Origin of the sequence: Streptomyces sp. NPDC050509, assembly GCF_044457965.1 — a bacterium.
In the GTDB taxonomy this organism is placed as follows: Bacteria; Actinomycetota; Actinomycetes; order Streptomycetales; family Streptomycetaceae; genus Streptomyces.
The window spans coordinates 165,221-182,396 of sequence record NZ_JBITHL010000013.1 but is presented as its reverse complement, the minus strand read 5'-3'; the positions used below and the strand labels follow the sequence as shown (position 1 = coordinate 182,396).

The window sequence follows — 17,176 nt, the reverse complement described above, 5'->3', positions numbered from 1 at the left end:
GCTCGTCCGACATCTGCCGGGGCCGGCGGCGTGAGACCTTCGGGTTGTATCGGAGCCAGGCCTCGCCCCGATCCGGATCGAGCGGATTGTGGTGAGCGTGCCGGAAAGGATCGCCCGCACCGGCACGTCCTCTGGTCAGAGCAACGGTAGGGAGGCGCGGTGCGTCTGTAGGGGGTGGGGCACCATCATCCGGGCGATCTCATCAGGGGGCGACGTGGTGCATGGCGCGGAGCGAGAGCGCAGCGAGGAGGCGGAATTGAACGCGTACGAGCGGGTGCTCGCGGAGGATCGGCGCGTGCTTCGCGAGCTGCTGCGCTCCAGTCGGGGCGCGGCGCACTGCGGTCTGGTGCTGACCTCTGTGGCTCTCGGGGTGGTCGGCTACTTCGATGGCCCTCGGTGGCCGTTGATCATCGGTGGTGTCTTCGCAGTCTGGTTTGCGCTGGCGCTGACAGTCGTCCGCCACCGCGGCGGGCGGGGCTGGAAGTCGATTGAGCGCGCGTACGTTGCGACGTTCGGCTGGGCGCAGTGGCTCTGACGGGCATCAGGATGAACGGTTGGCACACGGTGGCACTTCGGAGGGCACCCGCAGCTTGACTTCGTGACGGGGAAGTCCTGTTCTCCGTGGCCCGGGACTGACGGATTCGGGGTTGAGGAGCCTCGGACGAAGCAGTAGCAAAGCTGGGATTCGGGCCGCGGCCGTACGATCGCAGGAGTCTGGGTCAGCACGGCGAGGATGTCGTCGACCGGTATGTCACCGTCCGAAGCGCCAGTACTTGGTGAAGCGTTCCCGTGTCCGCCTGGCGTCGATCCCCGTCGTTCCACGCCCCGGCGAGCCAGAGCGGACCGTGTCGAGACGCTCGTACCACGAAGCTCTCCGGCTGGTGCGTCAGGTAGCAGCGGCTCTCATCTGCATGGCGGACTGGATGCGCGGGAACTACGGCTGGAGCACCACCACCGGCCGTTACACCCGTGCTTGAGTCTCGCCGAAGAGCGTCCCGACTGGGATGGACGACATCGTTATCCGCAGCGACGCCTGAGGAGAGAGCGCTCCACCTCGGATGCCGCCCCTACCAGACGTCCACCGCACTCCAGTACCGGAACGGGAGATCACCGAACGGCCGGCCCGGCCGACCGGGAGCGTCGTGCGCGAGAAGGAGGACGCGAGAATTGAGGTTGTCCCCTGCGGTCGTGGTCGACCACGTCGCCGAACAGCTCGGCCCGGAGCCCGCTGAGTTCGCCGGGTACGGAGCGATGGAGCACCGCTGGGACCACCAGGACCAGGTCCGGGGCGCGTACGGGTACACCACGTTCGGCTTCGACCAGTGGCCGTGCCGGCCCGCTGGATGTACCAGCGGGCGTGGATCGGCTCCGAGCGCCCGATTCTCCTGTACGACCCGGCGAAACGGCTGGTCGAAAGGTGCTGGCGCCGCCTTGCCGAGTGGACCGAGGCCGGCGTGTGGCCCCGGCTCCACGCGGTTCTCCTCGCCAGGCTTCACAAGGCGGATGGCCTGGACTTCTCACGGGCTGCCGTCGACGGCTCTCACCTGCGGGCATTGAAGGGGGCCCAAGACGGGAGGAAGTCCTGTCGACCGGGGCTACGACCACGACACGTACCGTCGACTGGTCCAGGTTCTTGGTGTGAAGCGCTGATTGCCCGCCGCAGCACCGAGCACGGTTCCGGCCTGGGCACCCGACGCCGGGTCGTGGAGCGAGCGTTCGCTCATCTGTACTCGCGGCTCCGCCCCGAAGGGGCAGCGCATCCGATGCGAGGTTCTCGCGCGGGATGCGACTCCGCAGCCCGGTGGCGTCCGCCCTGTGGAGCGTGGGTTCGGAGCAGCCGCTCGGGCGGCTGCTCCGAACCCACGGCTGGTCAGTTGACGGCCAGGACCGCCGTGTTGTTCGTGAGGTCGGGGTCGAAGTCGAAGGGGTATTCGCCGAACTCGCCGAACGCGGGGTGGATGCTCACGGCACCGGTCGCGCCGGGCACCACGGTGTCGATGCGTACGGAGAACGCGAACGTGCGCCGGGTGTCCTCCAGCACCCAGTACCGCAGGTTGCAGTCGTAGCGCGGGGCGCCCGTCTGCTTCGGGTAGGAGCCGCCCTCGAGGGTGCGCGGGTAGCAGCCGGACGGCACGCCGGTGACCGTGGTGCCCTCGGGCACGATCAGCCGGACCTCGGCGGCCGGGTCGCCGGAGCCGAGGTTGCCGAGCCAGGCCGGGCCATTGTTCTTGAACGTGAGTTCGGCCATGGCCGTCTCGCCCGCCGCGCCGGAGATGGCGTCACCGGTCACGGAGAAGTCGGCGGTGTTCTCCGCGCCGATCTGGAGAGCCGCGTAGTCGTTCTGGGAGTCGATGTCCTGGGCGCCGCCGCCCGGCTCGACGCCGATGTCCAGCCGCTCGTTCAGCGCGTGCGGGGCGAGTCGCACCGTCAGCGGCTCGGGCAGCTCGAAGGAGTCGCCCGGCGCCAGCACCCGGTCGAACGTGCAGACCGCCCTGGTCGACGGTGCGTAGTCGTCGCCGTCCGTCGTGGTGTAGGCGCAGGCGTCGTACCGGGCCAGATCCGTCAGGCCGTACGTGGCGTACAGCTTGACGGTGAACCCGTTCGCGCTCTCGTTGCCGTGGTTGGTGATCTTGAACGGGATCGTCCGCTCGTCGCCGGGTCGACCGTCCTCGATGTCGGCGACGGGGTCGATGGCGAGGTCGGGCCCGGAGCCGACGGTGAGCGTGGTGTCGAAGCTCTCGTGCGGCGCGGTGAGGGTGCCGTCGGGCCCGCCGGTGGCCGTCGCCTCGTAGGTGATCCTGCCCTGCGCGCCGGCTTCGGCGCCGTCGGCCGCGCGCACCGTCAGGAACACCTGTTCCTTGTAGTCGCGCCCGATCGCGGGCACCACGGGGATGTCGCACACCGCGCTCGTGCCGCTCGGCGTGCAGTTGCCAGGCCAGGTCACCTCGGCGACCCCGGCGAGGTCGGAGACGTCGACGGTGAGCCTGCCGTCGGTCACCGTGAAGTTCTCGTTGTCGTGGTAGAGGCCGACGCCGAGGGTGCGGGACTGCGGCTGCCCTCCGTCGGTGCCGAGCGGCAGCGTTTGCTCGTACGGCTCGTTGATCCACAACTGGTCGGTCTGCGGCGGGTCGTCGTCAGCGAACGCGGGCGCGGCGAGGCCGGCAGTCAGCAGACCGGCCGCCACCGCCACGGCGGCGCCGGATCTGAGACGTACCGGGCGTCCAGCGGAGAACAGTCTCATTGCTACCCCCCAAGGGTGTGGTAACGCGACTGACGCGCCGGCAGCCCCGGCGCGCCGGAAGGATCATCACATGGCAGGGGATCCCGCCGCGCCCCGGTTTTCCGGCCTTGTTGGAGAGGGAATTGGAGAGGGAGGGAGGGGAAGAGGGAGGGAGGAGTTCAGGCTCGTCCAACCGGCGACGGTCCGTCCATCACATCTCGCCAAACAGGCGGACTCAGGCGGACTCGGCTACCGGCCGCCGACTCGTGTTCTCCGGGCGTCTCCTTGTACGCGAGGTGTTCGACGGCGACTCGCGTCCGGCTCCGCCGGCGGGGCATCTCCCCCACGCGATCCCCGAGCGGGCCGACCAGGTCCGCGGCCGCCTCAGCCACGGCCGTCGCGACAGCCGCGGCAGCCCCGGCAGTCGGCCCCCGGCCTTCGACCAGCAGATCTACAAGCGGCGCCACGCGGTCGACCCGATTCGAGTCCGCGACACCGCGCCATGCACAAGCCGCTCCTCGTCTGCCGACCGTCGTACGGCAGGATGGGGCCATGAGTGTAGTCAAGATCAACGTACTGACCGTCCCCACCGAGCAGCGCGAGACGCTGGAGAAGCGCTTCGCCTCGCGCGCACATGCGGTGGAGAACTCCGACGGGTTCGAGTGGTTCGAACTCCTCCGCCCCGTCGAAGGCACCGACAACTACCTCGTCTACACACGGTGGCAGGACGAGGAATCCTTCCAGGCCTGGATGGAAGGCCCCATGAAGGCGGCCCACCAGGGCGGCGACGCGGGGAGCGGGGAACGTCCCAAGCCGGCCGCGAGCGGGTCCGCCCTGTGGTCCTTCGAGGTCGTACAGCAGGCAACGCCGACCAACTCGTAGAACAGGCAGGCCGTCGCGCGGACAGCTCCGCCGGCGCCTTCGCCTCGCGGTACCCAGCAGGATCAAGGCCCGGCCCTCGGCGGAGCGGTGCGCGTCGCGGGCCGGGGTCTCAGCCGCTTCTCCCGGACCGTCCACGGCAGTGGCGGCCCCCGTCACGGACCGCGGTTACGCGTATGTCCATACGAAGAACCGCTGGCTGGCTTTCACCTGGCACTTGTTCTGGACGATCGCCGCACGCTGCGCCGTCGAGCCGTTCAGGACATCGAGACACTTTCCGGCGGCGGTCCTCAGTTCGATGTTGTCTCCGTCGGCCCGTGGCATGAACTTCTGACTCGCTCTGCGGTCGCAGGTGTTCTGGACGATCGGCGTACGGTCGAGCGTGCTGCCGCCGGAGACGTCGAGGCACAGCCCGTCGAAGTTCTTGATCTCGATCTTTCCGTCGCTGAGGGTGGTGACCCACATCGACTGGCTCGCGCCGCTGTCGCACCTGTCCTGGACGATGGGCGTGCCCGGGGCCAGGTTGTCGTCCGGAACGTCGAAGCACAGCCCGGCGAAGGTTTTGATCGCCTTCTGCCCGTCCGTGACCGGCGCGCGCAGCGCGGATCCCGCAGGCCCCGTGAGGGCCGGGCCCGCGAGGGCGGGGCCCGTGGTGAGGGGAAGGGCCATGAGTGTGGCGCAGGCGAGAGCCCGCATCGTCGTCGTCATGCACCTGTGGTAGCCGCTCCGGGCGGTCACCGCAGGAGATTGGGTTCCCTGTCACTCCCTGGTGCGGAACAACCGTCCGCGTGGCACAACGGCCGACGACACCCACCCCGGACGCCGGATGCCGTCCATGACGGGCGGCACACTGCCGGGGGCCGGTGTCAGCTCGCCTTCGTCGATCCGCCCGGGCGTGGCCCGGTGTCCGCCGCGGCTTCCCGGCCCCGGAGCGCGGCGTTCCGGCTCGGTCGTCCGCCGAAGAGCAACGCGAGTTGGGCGTCGAGCAGCGCGACGGCGTCCTCCTCGGCGTACTGCTGCGACAGCACCTGCAGGCCCAGCCCGTCGACGAGCGCGAGCAAGCCGGCCGCGGCACGTTCGGGGTCCACGCCGTCGGCCGGACCGGCGGCCCGGAGCTGGTCGGCGGCATGGTCGACGCCGAGGTCGCCGGCGTGCTGTTCACCGCCGCCCCGCTCACCGGCTCACGGAGCGCGTCCGTCGTGGACGCCGCTCCCGGACCGGGTACGGCCGTCGTCAACGGCGAGGTAGAGGCCGACCACCACGTGCTGGACGGCACGGGCCCCGAGGAACGCGGCTCCCTCGCCCCGAACCGTCTGAAGGAGCTCCGCGCGGTTGGTGAGCGGCTCCAGCACGGACTCGGCGCACCGCAGGACGCCGAGTGGGCGTACGACCGCGACGGCACGTTGTGGCTCCTCCAGTCGCGGCCGATCACCACGCTGTTCCCGGCGCCTCCCGCGAGCGAGAAGCCGGGGCCGCGGCTGTACGTCGAGTTCGGCCACGTCCAGGGCAGGCTCCAGCCGGTGACACCGATGGGCATGTCGACGCTGAAGGGGCTGCTGGCCGGCATGCTCGCGTCGTTCGGCATGACGGTCGACGTCGTCGACATCGGTGGGCGGCTCTACGGCGACCTGACCGACACGATGCGGGACCCCTCCGGGAGACAGCGGCTGGTGACACTCATGGCGGTCGACTTCGGGCCGCGGGCGCAGGCCGTGGTGGAACACCTCCTGGACGACCCGCGGTTCACCCCGGAACAACGCACCCGCCTACGCGGCACGGCCACTTCGGCGGCGGGGCCGAAGGCCGTGGCCGGGGTCCTCGGCACGCTGGCCCGGCCGACGGCCGCGCGAACACGCGTGCTCGGCACGATCGAACACCTCCGGCGACAGCCGGTCGCCGACCCGCCGACCGCCGCGGAGCTGCTGCCCCTGGTCGAGGAGGCCGAGCAGCCGGACACCGGCCTCCGGGCCATCATCTGGCCGGTCGTCACCGGGCTCCTCATCACCGCGGAGCTGCCGCCGCTCCTCGAAGGCATCGCGAGCGACGACGAGATCAGGACCGTACTCGGCGGCATGCCGCACAACGTCACCATCGAGATGGACCTGGCGCTCTGGCAGGTCGCCCAGCGTGCGGCACCGCATCGAGAGCTGCTGCTACGGGCCTCGCCGGACGAGCTCGCCACCGCCCATCTGGCCGGGGAGCTCCCCGACTTCGGCCTCGCCGCGTTCCTCGACGCCTACGGTCACCGTTGCGCCGCCGAGATCGACGTCGGCGTTCCACACTGGTCGGAGGACCCGGCCCCCGTCTTCGCGATACTCGCCAACCACCTGCGGAGCACCGATCCGCACCAGTCCCCGGACCTGCGGTTCGAACGCGCAGCGGCCAGGGTGGAGGCGATGCTCGCCGAACTCACCCGCCGGGCTGTACGCGCTACGCGACCGCCGCCGGCGCCTCCTCCTCATCGGCGCCGAACTTCAGGCGAAGGGAATGCTCGAAGACGCCGACGACGTCAGGTTCCTCACGCTGCCCGAGCTGCGCACCGCGGTGGACGGCGGCGACCCGCGTGAGAACGTCGCCGGACGCCGGTCGGCGTACCTGAGGGAACTGCGGCGCCCTACCGTTCCGGTCGCCCTGCTCTCCGACGGGACCGACGCGGAGACCCTGCTCCCGGCCCGCACGCCGGACGGCCGCACGCTCACCGAGGTGGGCGCCTCCACCGGGCGGATCAGCGGCTGCGCCTGTTCCGCACCGCGGGCGGGCTGGTCACCGAGACCGGCGCGGTGACGGCGCACGGACCGACAGCGGCAAGGGAGTACGGTATCCCGGCCGTGATCCGCGTAAGGGGCGCCACCGAACGGATCCGGACCGGACAGATGATCACCGTCGACGGCAGCACGGGAACCGTCACCCTCGACGAGCCCGTCACGGCCGACACCACCGGGACGCCCTGACCCGAGCGGCATCCTCACAACGTGGTGCCGGTCGGCCCGTTTCCGCCGGTCCCCGGCGGGCGCGCCGGCTGCCACGGCGCGAACGCGCCGGCGCCGCGCGGCATGAAGGTCGCCAGCTCGGGGCAGTGCCGCAGAATGACGCTGCTCATGCCGCCGCGTTCGATCCAGTCCATGCCCAGCGGGGTGTAGACCTCGGGTCGGAAATCGACGGTCAGGAAACGGTCGCTCTGCAGCCTGCGGGACGCCATGAGAAGGAAGACGCGGAACGCCGTGTCGCTGAACCCGAAGCCCTCCGGCGGGTTCTCGGCGAACAGCCCGACCATGGTGTCGATCTCGTTCACCGAGGGGTAGACCCGCTTCAGCCGCGCCAGCAGATCCGGGTCGTCGGTGAGGTCCTCGAAGCGGCGGATCCGCGGCTTGTGCAGGCCGGCCCGGAAGTCGTTGTAGCGGGGCACTCCGCGGCGGCGGGTGCGGACGAGGTCGATGACGGACAGGTCGATGATCTCGTCGTCCCGCTGGAAGCGCTGGAGGGCGCGCGGGTAGTTCCGCAGGGTGATCGCGCCCGGGTTGGCGATGCCGAAGGAGTACAGGCAGTCGGTCAGGCCCGTGCCGCGCATGATCCGCTCGGCCGCCGCGCCGAACACACCGTCGAAGTCGGAGACATGGAGGCGCCGGGCCGCCTGGTGGTCGTACAGCTCGAACACGTCCGGGATCAGCGGATGCATCCGGTAGACGGTGACGAAGTCCTCCGTCAGGGAGAACGGCGCGGTCCCGTGGTCGGGCGGTGTCCGGGTGATGCCGGTCCGCCCGCTCTCTTCGAGCAGCCACACCCACAGCCGCCTGAGCCAGCTCTCCGGATTTCCCCGCCACATGATCTCCCCGCCGCTCGCGATGGTCCTGGTGGCCAGGATCGCCGGGGTCCACTCCAGGATGTGGATCTTGACGATGAGCGCCGACACCACGAGCCGCGCCGTGTGGTAGACACGTGTGTCGTTCATGGCCGGGTACTCGCGGCGCAGCGCCGCGCACACCGCGTTGTGCTCGCGGGCGAAGAGCGTGTGGAGCAGGCTCAGGCCCAGCCACCAGTTGTCGTGGAAACCTGTCCGCGGGATCCCGCCGGGGCCGCTGGGCAGGTAGCCGTCCTCCAGACGCAGGCCACCGTCCGGCCCGCGCAGCCTCCGGGCGCTCTCGTGGTCGCCGCCGTACACCTCGGACCCGTCCCACCAGTGGGAAGCGGTGTTACCGAAGGTGACGGCCGACTCCTGCCCGTCGGTGCGCACACCGACATCGTCAGCGAACCGCATCATGTGCTCCACGGGTCCGCCGGGGGTGTTGCGCCAGTCGACGCCGGGCGGGAGCGGCACCTGTACGGTCCTGCCGCCCGGCGGGCAGCGCCGGTGCTGGGTCCAGTCGTGGACCTGGAGCTGGACCCACGCGGCGGCCAGCAGGTTCAGGGAGCGGGCCGGCAGGAACTCCTCCCGGTCGAGCAGTTCCCTGCTGACGGTGTACGCGCTGGGCTCGTCGAACAGGTCCGGCCGTGGCACGGGCGGCAGATTGCGCCCGAAAGGAGCGCCCACGGCGCCCATCCGGGGCGCCGACAGGTCGTTGAACGAACCGTCGGTACTCCTGGCGACCCGCAGGGCCTTGTCGACCGGGGGCGGTACGGGCCCGGGGCGCGGCGGGGTCTGGTGGGTGTCGGTGTCGATCAGGTTCACCCGGCGCAGCACCCGGCGGAGGAAGAAGAGGTTGGGAAGCTGGAGCGGCCGGGGCAGCCGGTACCAGGGGACGACGCGGTTGACGCCGCGGAACACGGCCTCGGCGGCGGCGCCCAGCACCGCCTCGCGGCGGGACGGCTCGCTGAGGAAACGCTCGCCGAGCCGCTGTGTGCTGCTCGCCTCGTAGACGGCCTTGCGGGACCGGTTGAGATTGCCCAGCGGGCGGAACTCCTGGGTCGTGTGCCAGGGGTTGAACGCCAGCTCCTCCACCCGGTGGGTGGCCGCCAGCGCCTCGGGGGTGGTGGCGTCCTGGCAAGGGATGACGAGTGTGGCGACGGGAACAACGGGCGCGTCCGCCTCCCGCCATTCGACCGAGGTGTCCTCGATGGGGGTGCGCTCGGCATCGGCGTAACGCTGCACACACAGCTCGAAGACGACATCGGCCCGCCGCAGCCGCCGCTGGAGCTCGTGGCACAGGTGGTCCCGGTCGGTGCCGGACACCTCGGGTGCACCGGGCGCGCCCGGTGCGGGCCGCAGGAGGTAGTGCACCGGACCGGCGTCCCCCCACAGGATGGCGCTGCGGCTCCAGTACGTCTCCAGGGCGAAGCTGCGGACGGTCCGGCGGGTGGCGGCGATCGCGTTACGGCGCATCCGCGCGGCCGCGGACCAGCCCACGACCAGGGGAAGCCGGACGAACAGCGCGACCGCTTGCTGCCACCGGCTGCGAGCCCCCGCCGTGACCATGGCGAAGGTGACGAACTCGCGGGCGTCGCGTGCCAGGCTCACCGGGAAGCTCGACATGAGCAGATCGTGCGTGCCGTCGACCGCGTCGACGCGGAGCGCCATCCCGCGCAGGTCGGGGGCGGCGTCGGCCTGCTCGTGGCTGTTGGCGTTGGAGAACCGGACGGTGACCGGGTACTCCGCGCCGGGCCGGACGAAGCCGGTACGCAGTACGGGCGGGACGTCGTCATGGATCAGCAGCCGGGCGTTCTCGACCCCCAGAACGGCCTTCGCGTGGAAGGCGCGGGCCACAGCGACCCGGCCCTGTTTCCCGGCCCTGACCTGGAGGCGCATGATCTTCCGGGCGAGTTCCTCGAAGATCAACCGTTCCGCCTCGGGGCTGCCGCCCTGGTACGTCTCGTGCCACTTCTCCCCGCCGTCCGCCTGAGGTCCCTGCATCGGTGGCTCCTTCTCTGCCGTCCCCTGCGACGGCGCGCGAACGGCATGGTCGTGGAGTCCGGGGAGGGGCGCGGGCGCCGCGCCGTGGTCAGCCGCGCCGGGAGGGTGAGCAGACGGCTCGGACCGGGTCGGGATGCCGCGGCCCCGGGTCGGGCAGGCCGCCGGAGTGACGCGGTCGCGCCACCGGCGGAACGGACGCGGCCCACGGCGGGCGTGTTCTCATGCCGATGTTCGCACAGCCGATCAACGGCCGCGCGGCGGCGGGCGGATGCAGCGGCGGCGTCTCGCGCCGCTCCCGCGGCGGCGTACCAGCGGTGGGTCCCACGGGCGGTCGCGGTTCAGCGGGGCGGGCTGCAGGCGGTGATCCGGTGGTCGCGGGGGCTGAGTCCGTAGGCCGCCTTGAAGGAGCGGCTGAAGTGGGCCGAATCCGTGAACCCCCACCGGTGGGCGATCTCGGTGATCGACCAGGATGCCTGGACCGGGTCGGACAGGTCGAGGTGGCAGCGTTCCAGGCGGCGTCGGCGGATCCAGCCTGCCACCGTCATCTGCCGGTCGGCGAAGAGCTTGTGCAGATAGCGTACGGAGACGTGGACCGAGGCGGCGACCGCGGACGGGGACAGCTCGTGATCGCCCAGATGGGCGTCGGCGAAGCTCTGGGCCCGCAGGACGAGGGCGTCGGTGACGCCGTCGCCCAGGTCGGGCCGGTCGCACAGCAGGTCGCCGACGTAGGCGGTGATCAGCTCCACGCAGCTCCGCCCCACCCGCTCGGCGGCGGCAGGGCTCAGTTCCCCGGTCTGCTTGCACAGCCGGCGGAGGTAGAAGGTGGTCAGGCTGCCGATCCCGTCGTCCGCGGGCAGTTCCGTCGCGAGCAGATGATCGGTGATCCGCCCGGTGTGCAGTCCCAGTGCCGAGCGCGGCACGGCGGTGAACATGATCTGGAACGGCCCGTACGAGGAGGTCTGCCTGCGGGTGGGAATGGTGGCGTCCAGCAGGGTCGGCTGACCGGGCCGGAGCAGTACCTCCCGGTCCCGCTGGACGACGTGGTGGAAACCGACGAGCGGCATGACGACCGTGTAGAGGTCGGACTCGTCCACGGAGACCATCTCGCCCGTCCACGGCCTGCGCGCCGAGATGTCGGTGACCCCCATGGTGACGGGGCCGAGCCGGTTCTCCCGCAGGGTCATCGAGAAGCCCGGACCGGGATCGGGACCGAGGGTGCACGGCGGAAGGGCGCCACGTTCCTGGAATGCGTGGCAGATCTGCTGGTAGTCGCTGAGTCTGGTCACTTTCCACATGGTTTTCGCCCGCTTCCACGGTCGCCCGTGTCTGCTGCGCCCCTGCCTCCGCCGTACCGAGGGTGTGGACAGCCCGCACTCTCGACGGCCGCATCTCCAGTCTGACAGTAAAGGACTCCATGGATCCATTTGTACGTATATACCGATCACCTCCTTCTGCGTGGTCCGGGCCTCACCGACGGTGGTCGGCACCGCTGTGACCACGGACGACACGGTCTGTGTCGGCGCGGGCCGGCCCGCTTGCCGCGGGCTGGATCCGGCAGGGCCCGGACCGCCCCGCGGACTCCCGGGGCGCGTAGGGGGCCGCGTCGACATGGTCGCCGTTGTCCGGGGCCCGCGCTTGCCACTCGGCGCACACCGGCATGTCCGTGGCGGCACAGTCACACGGAGCGCCGGGGGCCGCCCGGCCCGCCCCCGCGCCGGTGTCTCCGGCGGGCGACCGGTCCCATCAGCGCGTTCTCCATGACCGTCGCCGGCCCGGGGCGGGCGTGCCGGGCCGCGTCCGCCGAAAGGCCCGGCGCGGCGGGCCCGTACGGTCAACCGCTGTGCGCTGTAAGGAAAGGCGTGGGAGCCCGTCCCGGTGAGGCTGGAGACACAGCGAACATCTGCCGGGAGGTCATCATGACCATCTGCGTCCACGAACCGATCACGGCACACGACAACAACGAGCCGCCCATGGTCCCGGGCAGCGACGTGCGGGTGTGGAAACTGGACGGCCGGCAGCCCTCCCCGGCCCTGGCCAGGAATCTGGTGCGGGCCGTGCTCGGCGAGTTGTCCCTGGCCGCCGACATCGCCGAGGACATCATCCTGGCCACCAGTGAAATCGTCGCCAACGCCTACGAACACGGCGCGGGCCCCTGGGAGCTGAGGCTCAGCGACACCGGCGAGACGCTGGTGTGCGAGGTGGTCGACTCCGACGTCGAACACTGGCCGGGGCTCTCGGACCAGGAACCCGACGACGGCGACGCGGACGAGCAGCGGAGACCGGACGACGCGGACCTCGACGCCCTCCTCGCGGGTATCGGCGAGCGGGGCCGGGGGCTGGGTCTGGTGCGGCGGCTGTGCGACAGGTGCGGCGTCCACGCGACGGTGCTGCTGACCGAGTCGCCGATGGCCGGCAAGGGCGTGTGGTTCGCCCGGGACCACGGCCCCCTGTGCGGCGAACTGCCCGGCTCGGGCCTCTCGTTCGGATAAGGCCCTGCAGGTGGCGCCGTCCGCGTGCGGACGGCGCCACCCCGTACCGCCTGACGGTGGACGGCCGGGCGCTCACGGTCAACCGGGAGTGCGCCGAGAGACAAGACCTCGTCCTCCCTTTTGGACAGGCTGGAACACGTAACGCGGCCGGACCACTTCGGATCCGGAACGCGCCAATCCCCCATCGATCCAGACGACTTCCAGGAGCCCCCGTGCGCAACCACCAGGAAACCATTCCCACGCCGGCCGGACTGTTCACCTCGGGCGATCCGGTCCGGGCGTGGACCGTCAGCACCACCAAGCCGATCAGCTATCAGGTCTCGTTCGCGCCCCGCGTGCTGGACCCGGACAACCCCGCGCTCGTCTCGGCGGGCGCCACGACGGGAGCCGCCGCCCGTTCCACCACGGGAGGCGCCCGGACACGCCGGCTGCTGGTCGTCGAGGCCAGGGTGTACGAGCTGTACGGGGACCGGATCCGCGCCTACGCCGACGCGAACCGGATCGACCACACGATGTACGTACTGCCCGCCCACGAGCGGCTCAAGACGATGGAGTCGGTCTTCCGCGTCGCGGCCGCGATGGACCACTTCGGTATCGCCCGCCGATGTGAGCCCGTGATCGCCGTCGGCGGCGGGGTACTGCTCGACATCGTGGGGCTGGCCTGCAGCCTCTACCGCCGCTCGACCCCCTACGTCCGGGTGCCCACCACCCTGATCGGGCTGGTCGATGCCGGGGTCGGCGCCAAGACCGGGGTCAACTTCGGGCCGCACAAGAACCGGTTGGGCACCTACCACCCGGCCGACGCCACCCTGCTGGACCCGTCGTTCCTCGCTACCCTCGGCCGGCGGCACCTGAGCAACGGCATGGCGGAGATCCTCAAGATCGGGCTGATCAAGGACCGGTGTCTGTTCGACCTGCTCGACCAGCACGGCGAGCGGCTGATCGCCGAGCGCTTCGGCCGTACGGCCCAGGGCGGTGGCCCGGGCGACGAGGTGCTCGCCCGAGCCGTTCACGGCATGCTCCAGGAACTCCAGCCCAACCTGTGGGAGCACCAGTTGGAGCGGGTCGTCGACTACGGCCACTCCTTCAGCCCCACGCTGGAGATGCGGGCGCTGCCCGCCCTCCTCCACGGCGAGGCCGTCAGCCTGGACATGGCCCTGACCACGGTCGTCGCCTGGCAGCGCGGGCTGACCGACGCCAGCAGACGCGACCAGGTCCTGAACCTGATGAGCCGGCTGCGGCTGCCGGTCTGGCACCCGCTGTGCGAACCGGGCGTGCTCGCCGACGCGCTGGCCGACACGGTGCGCCACCGCGACGGCAGCCAGCGGCTGCCGCTGCCCGTCGGCATCGGCGACGCCGTCTTCGTCAACAACCTCACGGCATCCGAGATCACCAGCGCCGCCCTGCTCCTGCGCGAACACCAGCGGCGGCGCGACACGGCGCGGGAGGCCCGCCATGCGTAACGCCGTCATCAGCGCGGACGTCCACGCACCGGCCGACGTCCACGGGGTGCACGCCGCCGGGGGGCACTCACGCTGGGCGTGCCTGAGCCGCCGTACCGGACTGCACGGCGCCTGGGAGGCCGTGGAGTGGGCCTGGCTGCCGCCGGGAGGCGTCAGCGGGGAGCACCGGCACACCCGCACCGAGGAGCTGTACTTCGTCGTCTCCGGCCAGGGTGAGATCACCCTCGACGGCCGCCCGTACGCCGTGGGCACCGCCGACACCGTCCTCACCGGGCTCGGTACCCGGCACGGCCTGCGCAACACCGGCGACGAGCCGCTGGCATGGCTCGTCATCGAACTCCCCGCCCCTGCCGACCAGCGGAAGGAATCCACCGTGAAGGCCCCGAACAGCGCTGTCATCCCCGATCTGTACGCCAACGGGCCGGTGGACGCCTCCACCGTGCTCACCGGCCCGCTGCGCACCGTACGCCTCGCCCGGCTGCTGCCGGCCGACGAGACGCACCTGCACGCCGAGGGCGTCGAACACACCGTCTTCGTCACGGCGGGCGGTGGCACCGCCCGCGCGGAGGAGACCACGGTCCCGCTCGCTCCCGGCCGGTCCCTGACCCTGCCGCTGGGCAGCCAGGTCAGCCTCCGGGCCGGGATCCAGGGGCTGGAGTACTTCCACGCCGTCCTGGCCGTACCGGAAGGAGACCACGAATGATCACCGTGTCCCTCGCCCGGCCCACCGTGCTGCTCGGCCCGGGCAGCGAACGCGTCCGCGTCCGCTGCCTGGCCCGGCGGGGCATGCTGCACAGCGAATGCGAGGCCGTGGACCATCTGCGCCTCAGCCCCGACGCCCACTTCGACCTGATGGGCCGCGACGGCACCGAGGCCGCGTGGTACGTGCTGAGCGGCTCCCTCATCCTCGACCCGGACGGGCCGGATCCGGCCCCCGGCACCGGCTCGCGTCCTCGGGCGACGCTCGGCGAGCGCGGCCTGCTGGTCGCCGCGCGCGGCGAGGACGTACGCCCGCGGGCCGGCCCCCGGGGCGCCGAACTGCTCTGCCTGACCCTCACCCCCGACGCCGTGGCCCGGCGACTGCCGTGCCGCGTCCCCGACACCACCGAGGAGCACACCTCATGAACCGCCCTGATTCCCCGGAGAACCGGCTGCGGGTGCCCGGCGCCACCGCCGTGCACCACGTCGCCTACACGGTGCCCGACCTCGACCAGGCCGTCGCCTTCTTCACCGGCGTCCTCGGCGCCCGGCTCGCCTACCGCACCGGCCCGATAGCCGACCCGGACGGCGACTGGATGGCCCGCCAACTGGGCGTCGACCGCCGGGCCACCGCGCACATCGCCATGCTGCGGCTCGGACCGGTCACCAACGTGGAGCTGTTCCAGTACACGGGCCCCGGCCGACGGCGCCGCATGCCACGCAACAGCGACTGGGGCGGGCATCACCTCGCCCTGTGGACCGAGGACTTCGACGCCTCGGCCGCCCATCTGCTCGGGTATCCGGGAGTCCGGATGCGCGGCGAACCGCAGACCGTGAAGGAGGGACCCATCGCCGGCACCCGCTGGGTCTACCTCACCACCCCGTGGGGCCTCCACCTGGAACTCGTCCAGGGCCCGGAGCACGTGCCCTACCAGGACGACACGGCGGTCCGGCTCTTCCAGCCCGCCCCCGGCGCACCGGGAGGCACCGGATGACCGGCGACATCTTCGGCCCCGGCACCCCGCCCGTGGTCCGGCGCCACCAGGACCGGTACGACACCGACGTGGCCGTCATCGGCTCGGGCGCGGGCGGCTCCACCCTGGCGTGGGCGCTCGCCGGCACCGGCGCACGCGTCCTGGTCGTCGAACGCGGCGGCTTCCTGCCCCGCGAGGCGGACAACTGGTCACCGCAGGCCGTCATGGCCGAGGGCCGGTACAAGAACGCCGAGACCTGGCGGACCGCCGACGGCACCGGCTTCACACCGAGCACCCACTACTACGTCGGTGGGACCACCAAGGTGTACGGCGCGGCCCTGCCCCGGATGCGCGCGAGCGACTTCGAGGAGACCCGGCACCCGGACGGCCCCTCCCCCGCCTGGCCCTACGGCCACGCCCAGTTGGATCCCTTCTACGCCGAGGCCGAGCGTCTGTACCGGGTGCACGGCCGGGCGGGGTCCGACCCCACCGCCGCGCCGCGCTCCGGCCCGTACCCCTTCGCACCCGTACCGCACGAACCGCGGATCGGCGAGCTGGCGGAGCGGCTGCGCGCGCAGGGGCTCCACCCCTACCCGCTGGAGCTGGGCATCGATCTGGCCGACGGCGGCGCGTGCGTGCGCTGCGGCACCTGCGACGGCTTCCCGTGCCGGGTCAGCGCCAAGAGCGACGCGGAGACCCGGGCGCTGCGCCCGGCGCTGCGCGAGCCCACCGTCCGGCTGCTGACCGGCACCTACGTGTCCCGGCTGCGCACCGACCCGGCCGGGACCAGGGTCACCTCCGTCGAGGCGGAACGGGACGGGCGCAAGGTCACCATCCGCGCCGGTACCGTCGTCGTCTCCTGCGGCGCCGTCAACTCCGCCGCGCTCCTGCTGCGCTCGCACAGCTCCGCGCATCCGGACGGGCTGGCCAACGGCAGTGGCCTGGTCGGGCGCAACCTGATGATGCACAACAACACCGTGCTGACCGCGATCGACCCGCTCCGCCGCAATCCTGTCGTCTTCCAGAAGACGCTGGGGGTGAACGACTTCTACCAGCCGGGCGACCACACGCCGCGCCCGCTGGGCAACCTCCAGCTCATGGGCAGGCTGCCCACCGCCGCGGTGGCCGCCGCCCGCCCTCGGACACCGCGTCGGCTGCTGGCCGCCGCCACCGCCCGCAGTGTGGAGTGGTGGGTCATGTCCGAGGACCTGCCGACACCGCGCAACCGGGTGGTTCTCGGATCCGGCGGAACGATCACACTGCACCGGCGGCCCACCAACACGGACGCACACCGACGTCTGACCCACGCCGCGGCCCGGATGATGCGCCGCGCCGGATATCCGCTGGTCCTCGCCGAGCGGATGGGGGTGGAGGCCACCGGCCATCAGTGCGGGACCACCGTCTTCGGGACCGACGAGGCCCGCTCGGTGCTGGATCCGCTCTGCCGAAGCCACCAGGTGCGCAACCTGTACGTCGTCGACGGCGGGTTCTTCCCGTCCTCCGCCGCCGTCAACCCGACCCTGACCATCGCCGCCCAGGCCCTGCGCACGGCACGCCGTGGCGCGGTGCTGCCCTGACGGCCGTTCACCGTCCGGCTCGGCAGTCGC

General features: G+C 71.6%; 16 protein-coding genes and 2 pseudogenes. 13 read left to right on the top strand and 5 right to left on the bottom strand.

Going from position 1 to position 17,176, the window contains the following annotated elements; all coding sequences use genetic code 11:
• Positions 1 to 256: 256 nt before the first annotated feature.
• From ACIBJC_RS31990 to ACIBJC_RS31980, 3 genes and pseudogenes are all read left to right on the top strand, one after another.
• On the top strand, positions 257 to 535 hold the full coding sequence (locus tag ACIBJC_RS31990; protein ID WP_399298503.1) for a hypothetical protein: 279 nt from the start codon (positions 257 to 259) through the stop codon (positions 533 to 535).
• 434 nt (positions 536 to 969) lie between these two features.
• A pseudogene (locus ACIBJC_RS31985) lies at positions 970 to 1,311 on the top strand (DUF4158 domain-containing protein); the annotation flags it as partial.
• A 107-nt stretch (positions 1,312 to 1,418) separates the two neighbouring features.
• A pseudogene (locus ACIBJC_RS31980) lies at positions 1,419 to 1,742 on the top strand (hypothetical protein); the annotation flags it as partial.
• Between the two features lie 128 nt (positions 1,743 to 1,870).
• Here the strand turns inward: ACIBJC_RS31980 and ACIBJC_RS31975 are convergent.
• Positions 1,871 to 3,241 carry a hypothetical protein gene (locus tag ACIBJC_RS31975; protein ID WP_399298501.1) on the bottom strand — a complete coding sequence of 457 codons (1,371 nt, stop codon included), beginning with the start codon at positions 3,239 to 3,241 and terminating at the stop codon, positions 1,871 to 1,873.
• A gap of 531 nt (positions 3,242 to 3,772) precedes the next feature.
• Between ACIBJC_RS31975 and ACIBJC_RS31970 the strand changes: the two genes are divergently transcribed.
• Entirely contained in the window at positions 3,773 to 4,102 is a 330-nt protein-coding gene (locus ACIBJC_RS31970; RefSeq protein ID WP_399298499.1) for an antibiotic biosynthesis monooxygenase family protein, read from the top strand.
• A 165-nt stretch (positions 4,103 to 4,267) separates the two neighbouring features.
• Here ACIBJC_RS31970 and ACIBJC_RS31965 read toward each other — a convergent pair whose 3' ends face one another.
• Together ACIBJC_RS31965 and ACIBJC_RS31960 are read right to left on the bottom strand one after the other, a co-directional pair.
• Complete coding sequence (locus tag ACIBJC_RS31965) at positions 4,268 to 4,807, bottom strand: RICIN domain-containing protein (protein WP_399298497.1); 540 nt, start codon at positions 4,805 to 4,807, stop codon at positions 4,268 to 4,270.
• Between the two features lie 158 nt (positions 4,808 to 4,965).
• Complete coding sequence (locus tag ACIBJC_RS31960; RefSeq protein WP_399298495.1) at positions 4,966 to 5,160, bottom strand: hypothetical protein; 195 nt, start codon at positions 5,158 to 5,160, stop codon at positions 4,966 to 4,968.
• Here ACIBJC_RS31960 and ACIBJC_RS31955 point away from each other — a divergent pair.
• Genes ACIBJC_RS31955 through ACIBJC_RS31945 form a run of 3 tightly spaced genes read left to right on the top strand, consistent with a single transcriptional unit; the run spans position 5,074 to position 7,050 of the window.
• Positions 5,074 to 6,666, top strand: coding sequence for a PEP/pyruvate-binding domain-containing protein (locus ACIBJC_RS31955; RefSeq protein ID WP_399298493.1), 1,593 nt, complete (start codon positions 5,074 to 5,076; stop codon positions 6,664 to 6,666). The two genes, ACIBJC_RS31960 and ACIBJC_RS31955, sit on opposite strands and share 87 nt — an antisense overlap.
• Positions 6,587 to 6,883, top strand: a complete 297-nt coding sequence (locus tag ACIBJC_RS31950; RefSeq protein ID WP_399298491.1) for a hypothetical protein — start codon at positions 6,587 to 6,589, stop codon at positions 6,881 to 6,883. Before ACIBJC_RS31955 ends, ACIBJC_RS31950 begins: the two co-directional genes overlap by 80 nt.
• Positions 6,880 to 7,050 (top strand): PEP-utilizing enzyme, encoded by a 171-nt coding sequence (locus ACIBJC_RS31945; RefSeq protein ID WP_399298489.1) that lies wholly within the window; start codon positions 6,880 to 6,882, stop codon positions 7,048 to 7,050. Before ACIBJC_RS31950 ends, ACIBJC_RS31945 begins: the two co-directional genes overlap by 4 nt.
• 14 nt (positions 7,051 to 7,064) lie before the next feature.
• On the opposite strand, the gene ACIBJC_RS31940 is transcribed toward ACIBJC_RS31945, so the two are convergent.
• Together ACIBJC_RS31940 and ACIBJC_RS31935 are read right to left on the bottom strand one after the other, a co-directional pair.
• Positions 7,065 to 9,944 carry a peroxidase family protein gene (locus tag ACIBJC_RS31940; protein ID WP_399298487.1) on the bottom strand — a complete coding sequence of 960 codons (2,880 nt, stop codon included), beginning with the start codon at positions 9,942 to 9,944 and terminating at the stop codon, positions 7,065 to 7,067.
• A gap of 338 nt (positions 9,945 to 10,282) precedes the next feature.
• Positions 10,283 to 11,230, bottom strand: a complete 948-nt coding sequence (locus tag ACIBJC_RS31935) for a helix-turn-helix domain-containing protein (protein WP_399298485.1) — start codon at positions 11,228 to 11,230, stop codon at positions 10,283 to 10,285.
• A gap of 630 nt (positions 11,231 to 11,860) precedes the next feature.
• On the opposite strand from ACIBJC_RS31935, the gene ACIBJC_RS31930 reads away from it, so the two are divergent.
• From ACIBJC_RS31930 to ACIBJC_RS31905, 6 genes are all read left to right on the top strand, one after another.
• Positions 11,861 to 12,433: an ATP-binding protein gene (locus ACIBJC_RS31930; protein WP_399298483.1), complete on the top strand. Its 573-nt coding sequence runs from the start codon at positions 11,861 to 11,863 to the stop codon at positions 12,431 to 12,433.
• 212 nt (positions 12,434 to 12,645) lie between these two features.
• Positions 12,646 to 13,896 carry a sedoheptulose 7-phosphate cyclase gene (locus tag ACIBJC_RS31925; RefSeq protein ID WP_399298481.1) on the top strand — a complete coding sequence of 417 codons (1,251 nt, stop codon included), beginning with the start codon at positions 12,646 to 12,648 and terminating at the stop codon, positions 13,894 to 13,896.
• On the top strand, positions 13,889 to 14,599 hold the full coding sequence (locus ACIBJC_RS31920) for a cupin domain-containing protein (RefSeq protein WP_399298479.1): 711 nt from the start codon (positions 13,889 to 13,891) through the stop codon (positions 14,597 to 14,599). Before ACIBJC_RS31925 ends, ACIBJC_RS31920 begins: the two co-directional genes overlap by 8 nt.
• A complete protein-coding gene (locus tag ACIBJC_RS31915) occupies positions 14,596 to 15,021 on the top strand; it encodes a hypothetical protein (RefSeq protein WP_399298477.1) in 426 nt (141 codons plus the stop codon). The genes ACIBJC_RS31920 and ACIBJC_RS31915 overlap by 4 nt, the downstream gene beginning before the upstream one ends.
• Complete coding sequence (locus ACIBJC_RS31910; protein WP_399298474.1) at positions 15,018 to 15,590, top strand: VOC family protein; 573 nt, start codon at positions 15,018 to 15,020, stop codon at positions 15,588 to 15,590. Before ACIBJC_RS31915 ends, ACIBJC_RS31910 begins: the two co-directional genes overlap by 4 nt.
• Complete coding sequence (locus ACIBJC_RS31905) at positions 15,587 to 17,146, top strand: FAD-dependent oxidoreductase (protein WP_399298473.1); 1,560 nt, start codon at positions 15,587 to 15,589, stop codon at positions 17,144 to 17,146. Before ACIBJC_RS31910 ends, ACIBJC_RS31905 begins: the two co-directional genes overlap by 4 nt.
• Positions 17,147 to 17,176 lie beyond the last annotated feature (30 nt).

Coding starts and splice junctions, on each gene's coding strand:
- ACIBJC_RS31910 (WP_399298474.1), top strand. CDS start 15,018: ATGAACCGCCCTGATTCCCCGGAGAACCGGCTGCGGGTGCCCGGCGCC.
- ACIBJC_RS31905 (WP_399298473.1), top strand. CDS start 15,587: ATGACCGGCGACATCTTCGGCCCCGGCACCCCGCCCGTGGTCCGGCGC.
- ACIBJC_RS31975 (WP_399298501.1), bottom strand. CDS start 3,241: ATGAGACTGTTCTCCGCTGGACGCCCGGTACGTCTCAGATCCGGCGCC.
- ACIBJC_RS31950 (WP_399298491.1), top strand. CDS start 6,587: ATGCTCGAAGACGCCGACGACGTCAGGTTCCTCACGCTGCCCGAGCTG.
- ACIBJC_RS31920 (WP_399298479.1), top strand. CDS start 13,889: ATGCGTAACGCCGTCATCAGCGCGGACGTCCACGCACCGGCCGACGTC.
- ACIBJC_RS31915 (WP_399298477.1), top strand. CDS start 14,596: ATGATCACCGTGTCCCTCGCCCGGCCCACCGTGCTGCTCGGCCCGGGC.
- ACIBJC_RS31930 (WP_399298483.1), top strand. CDS start 11,861: ATGACCATCTGCGTCCACGAACCGATCACGGCACACGACAACAACGAG.
- ACIBJC_RS31940 (WP_399298487.1), bottom strand. CDS start 9,944: ATGCAGGGACCTCAGGCGGACGGCGGGGAGAAGTGGCACGAGACGTAC.
- ACIBJC_RS31965 (WP_399298497.1), bottom strand. CDS start 4,807: ATGACGACGACGATGCGGGCTCTCGCCTGCGCCACACTCATGGCCCTT.
- ACIBJC_RS31970 (WP_399298499.1), top strand. CDS start 3,773: ATGAGTGTAGTCAAGATCAACGTACTGACCGTCCCCACCGAGCAGCGC.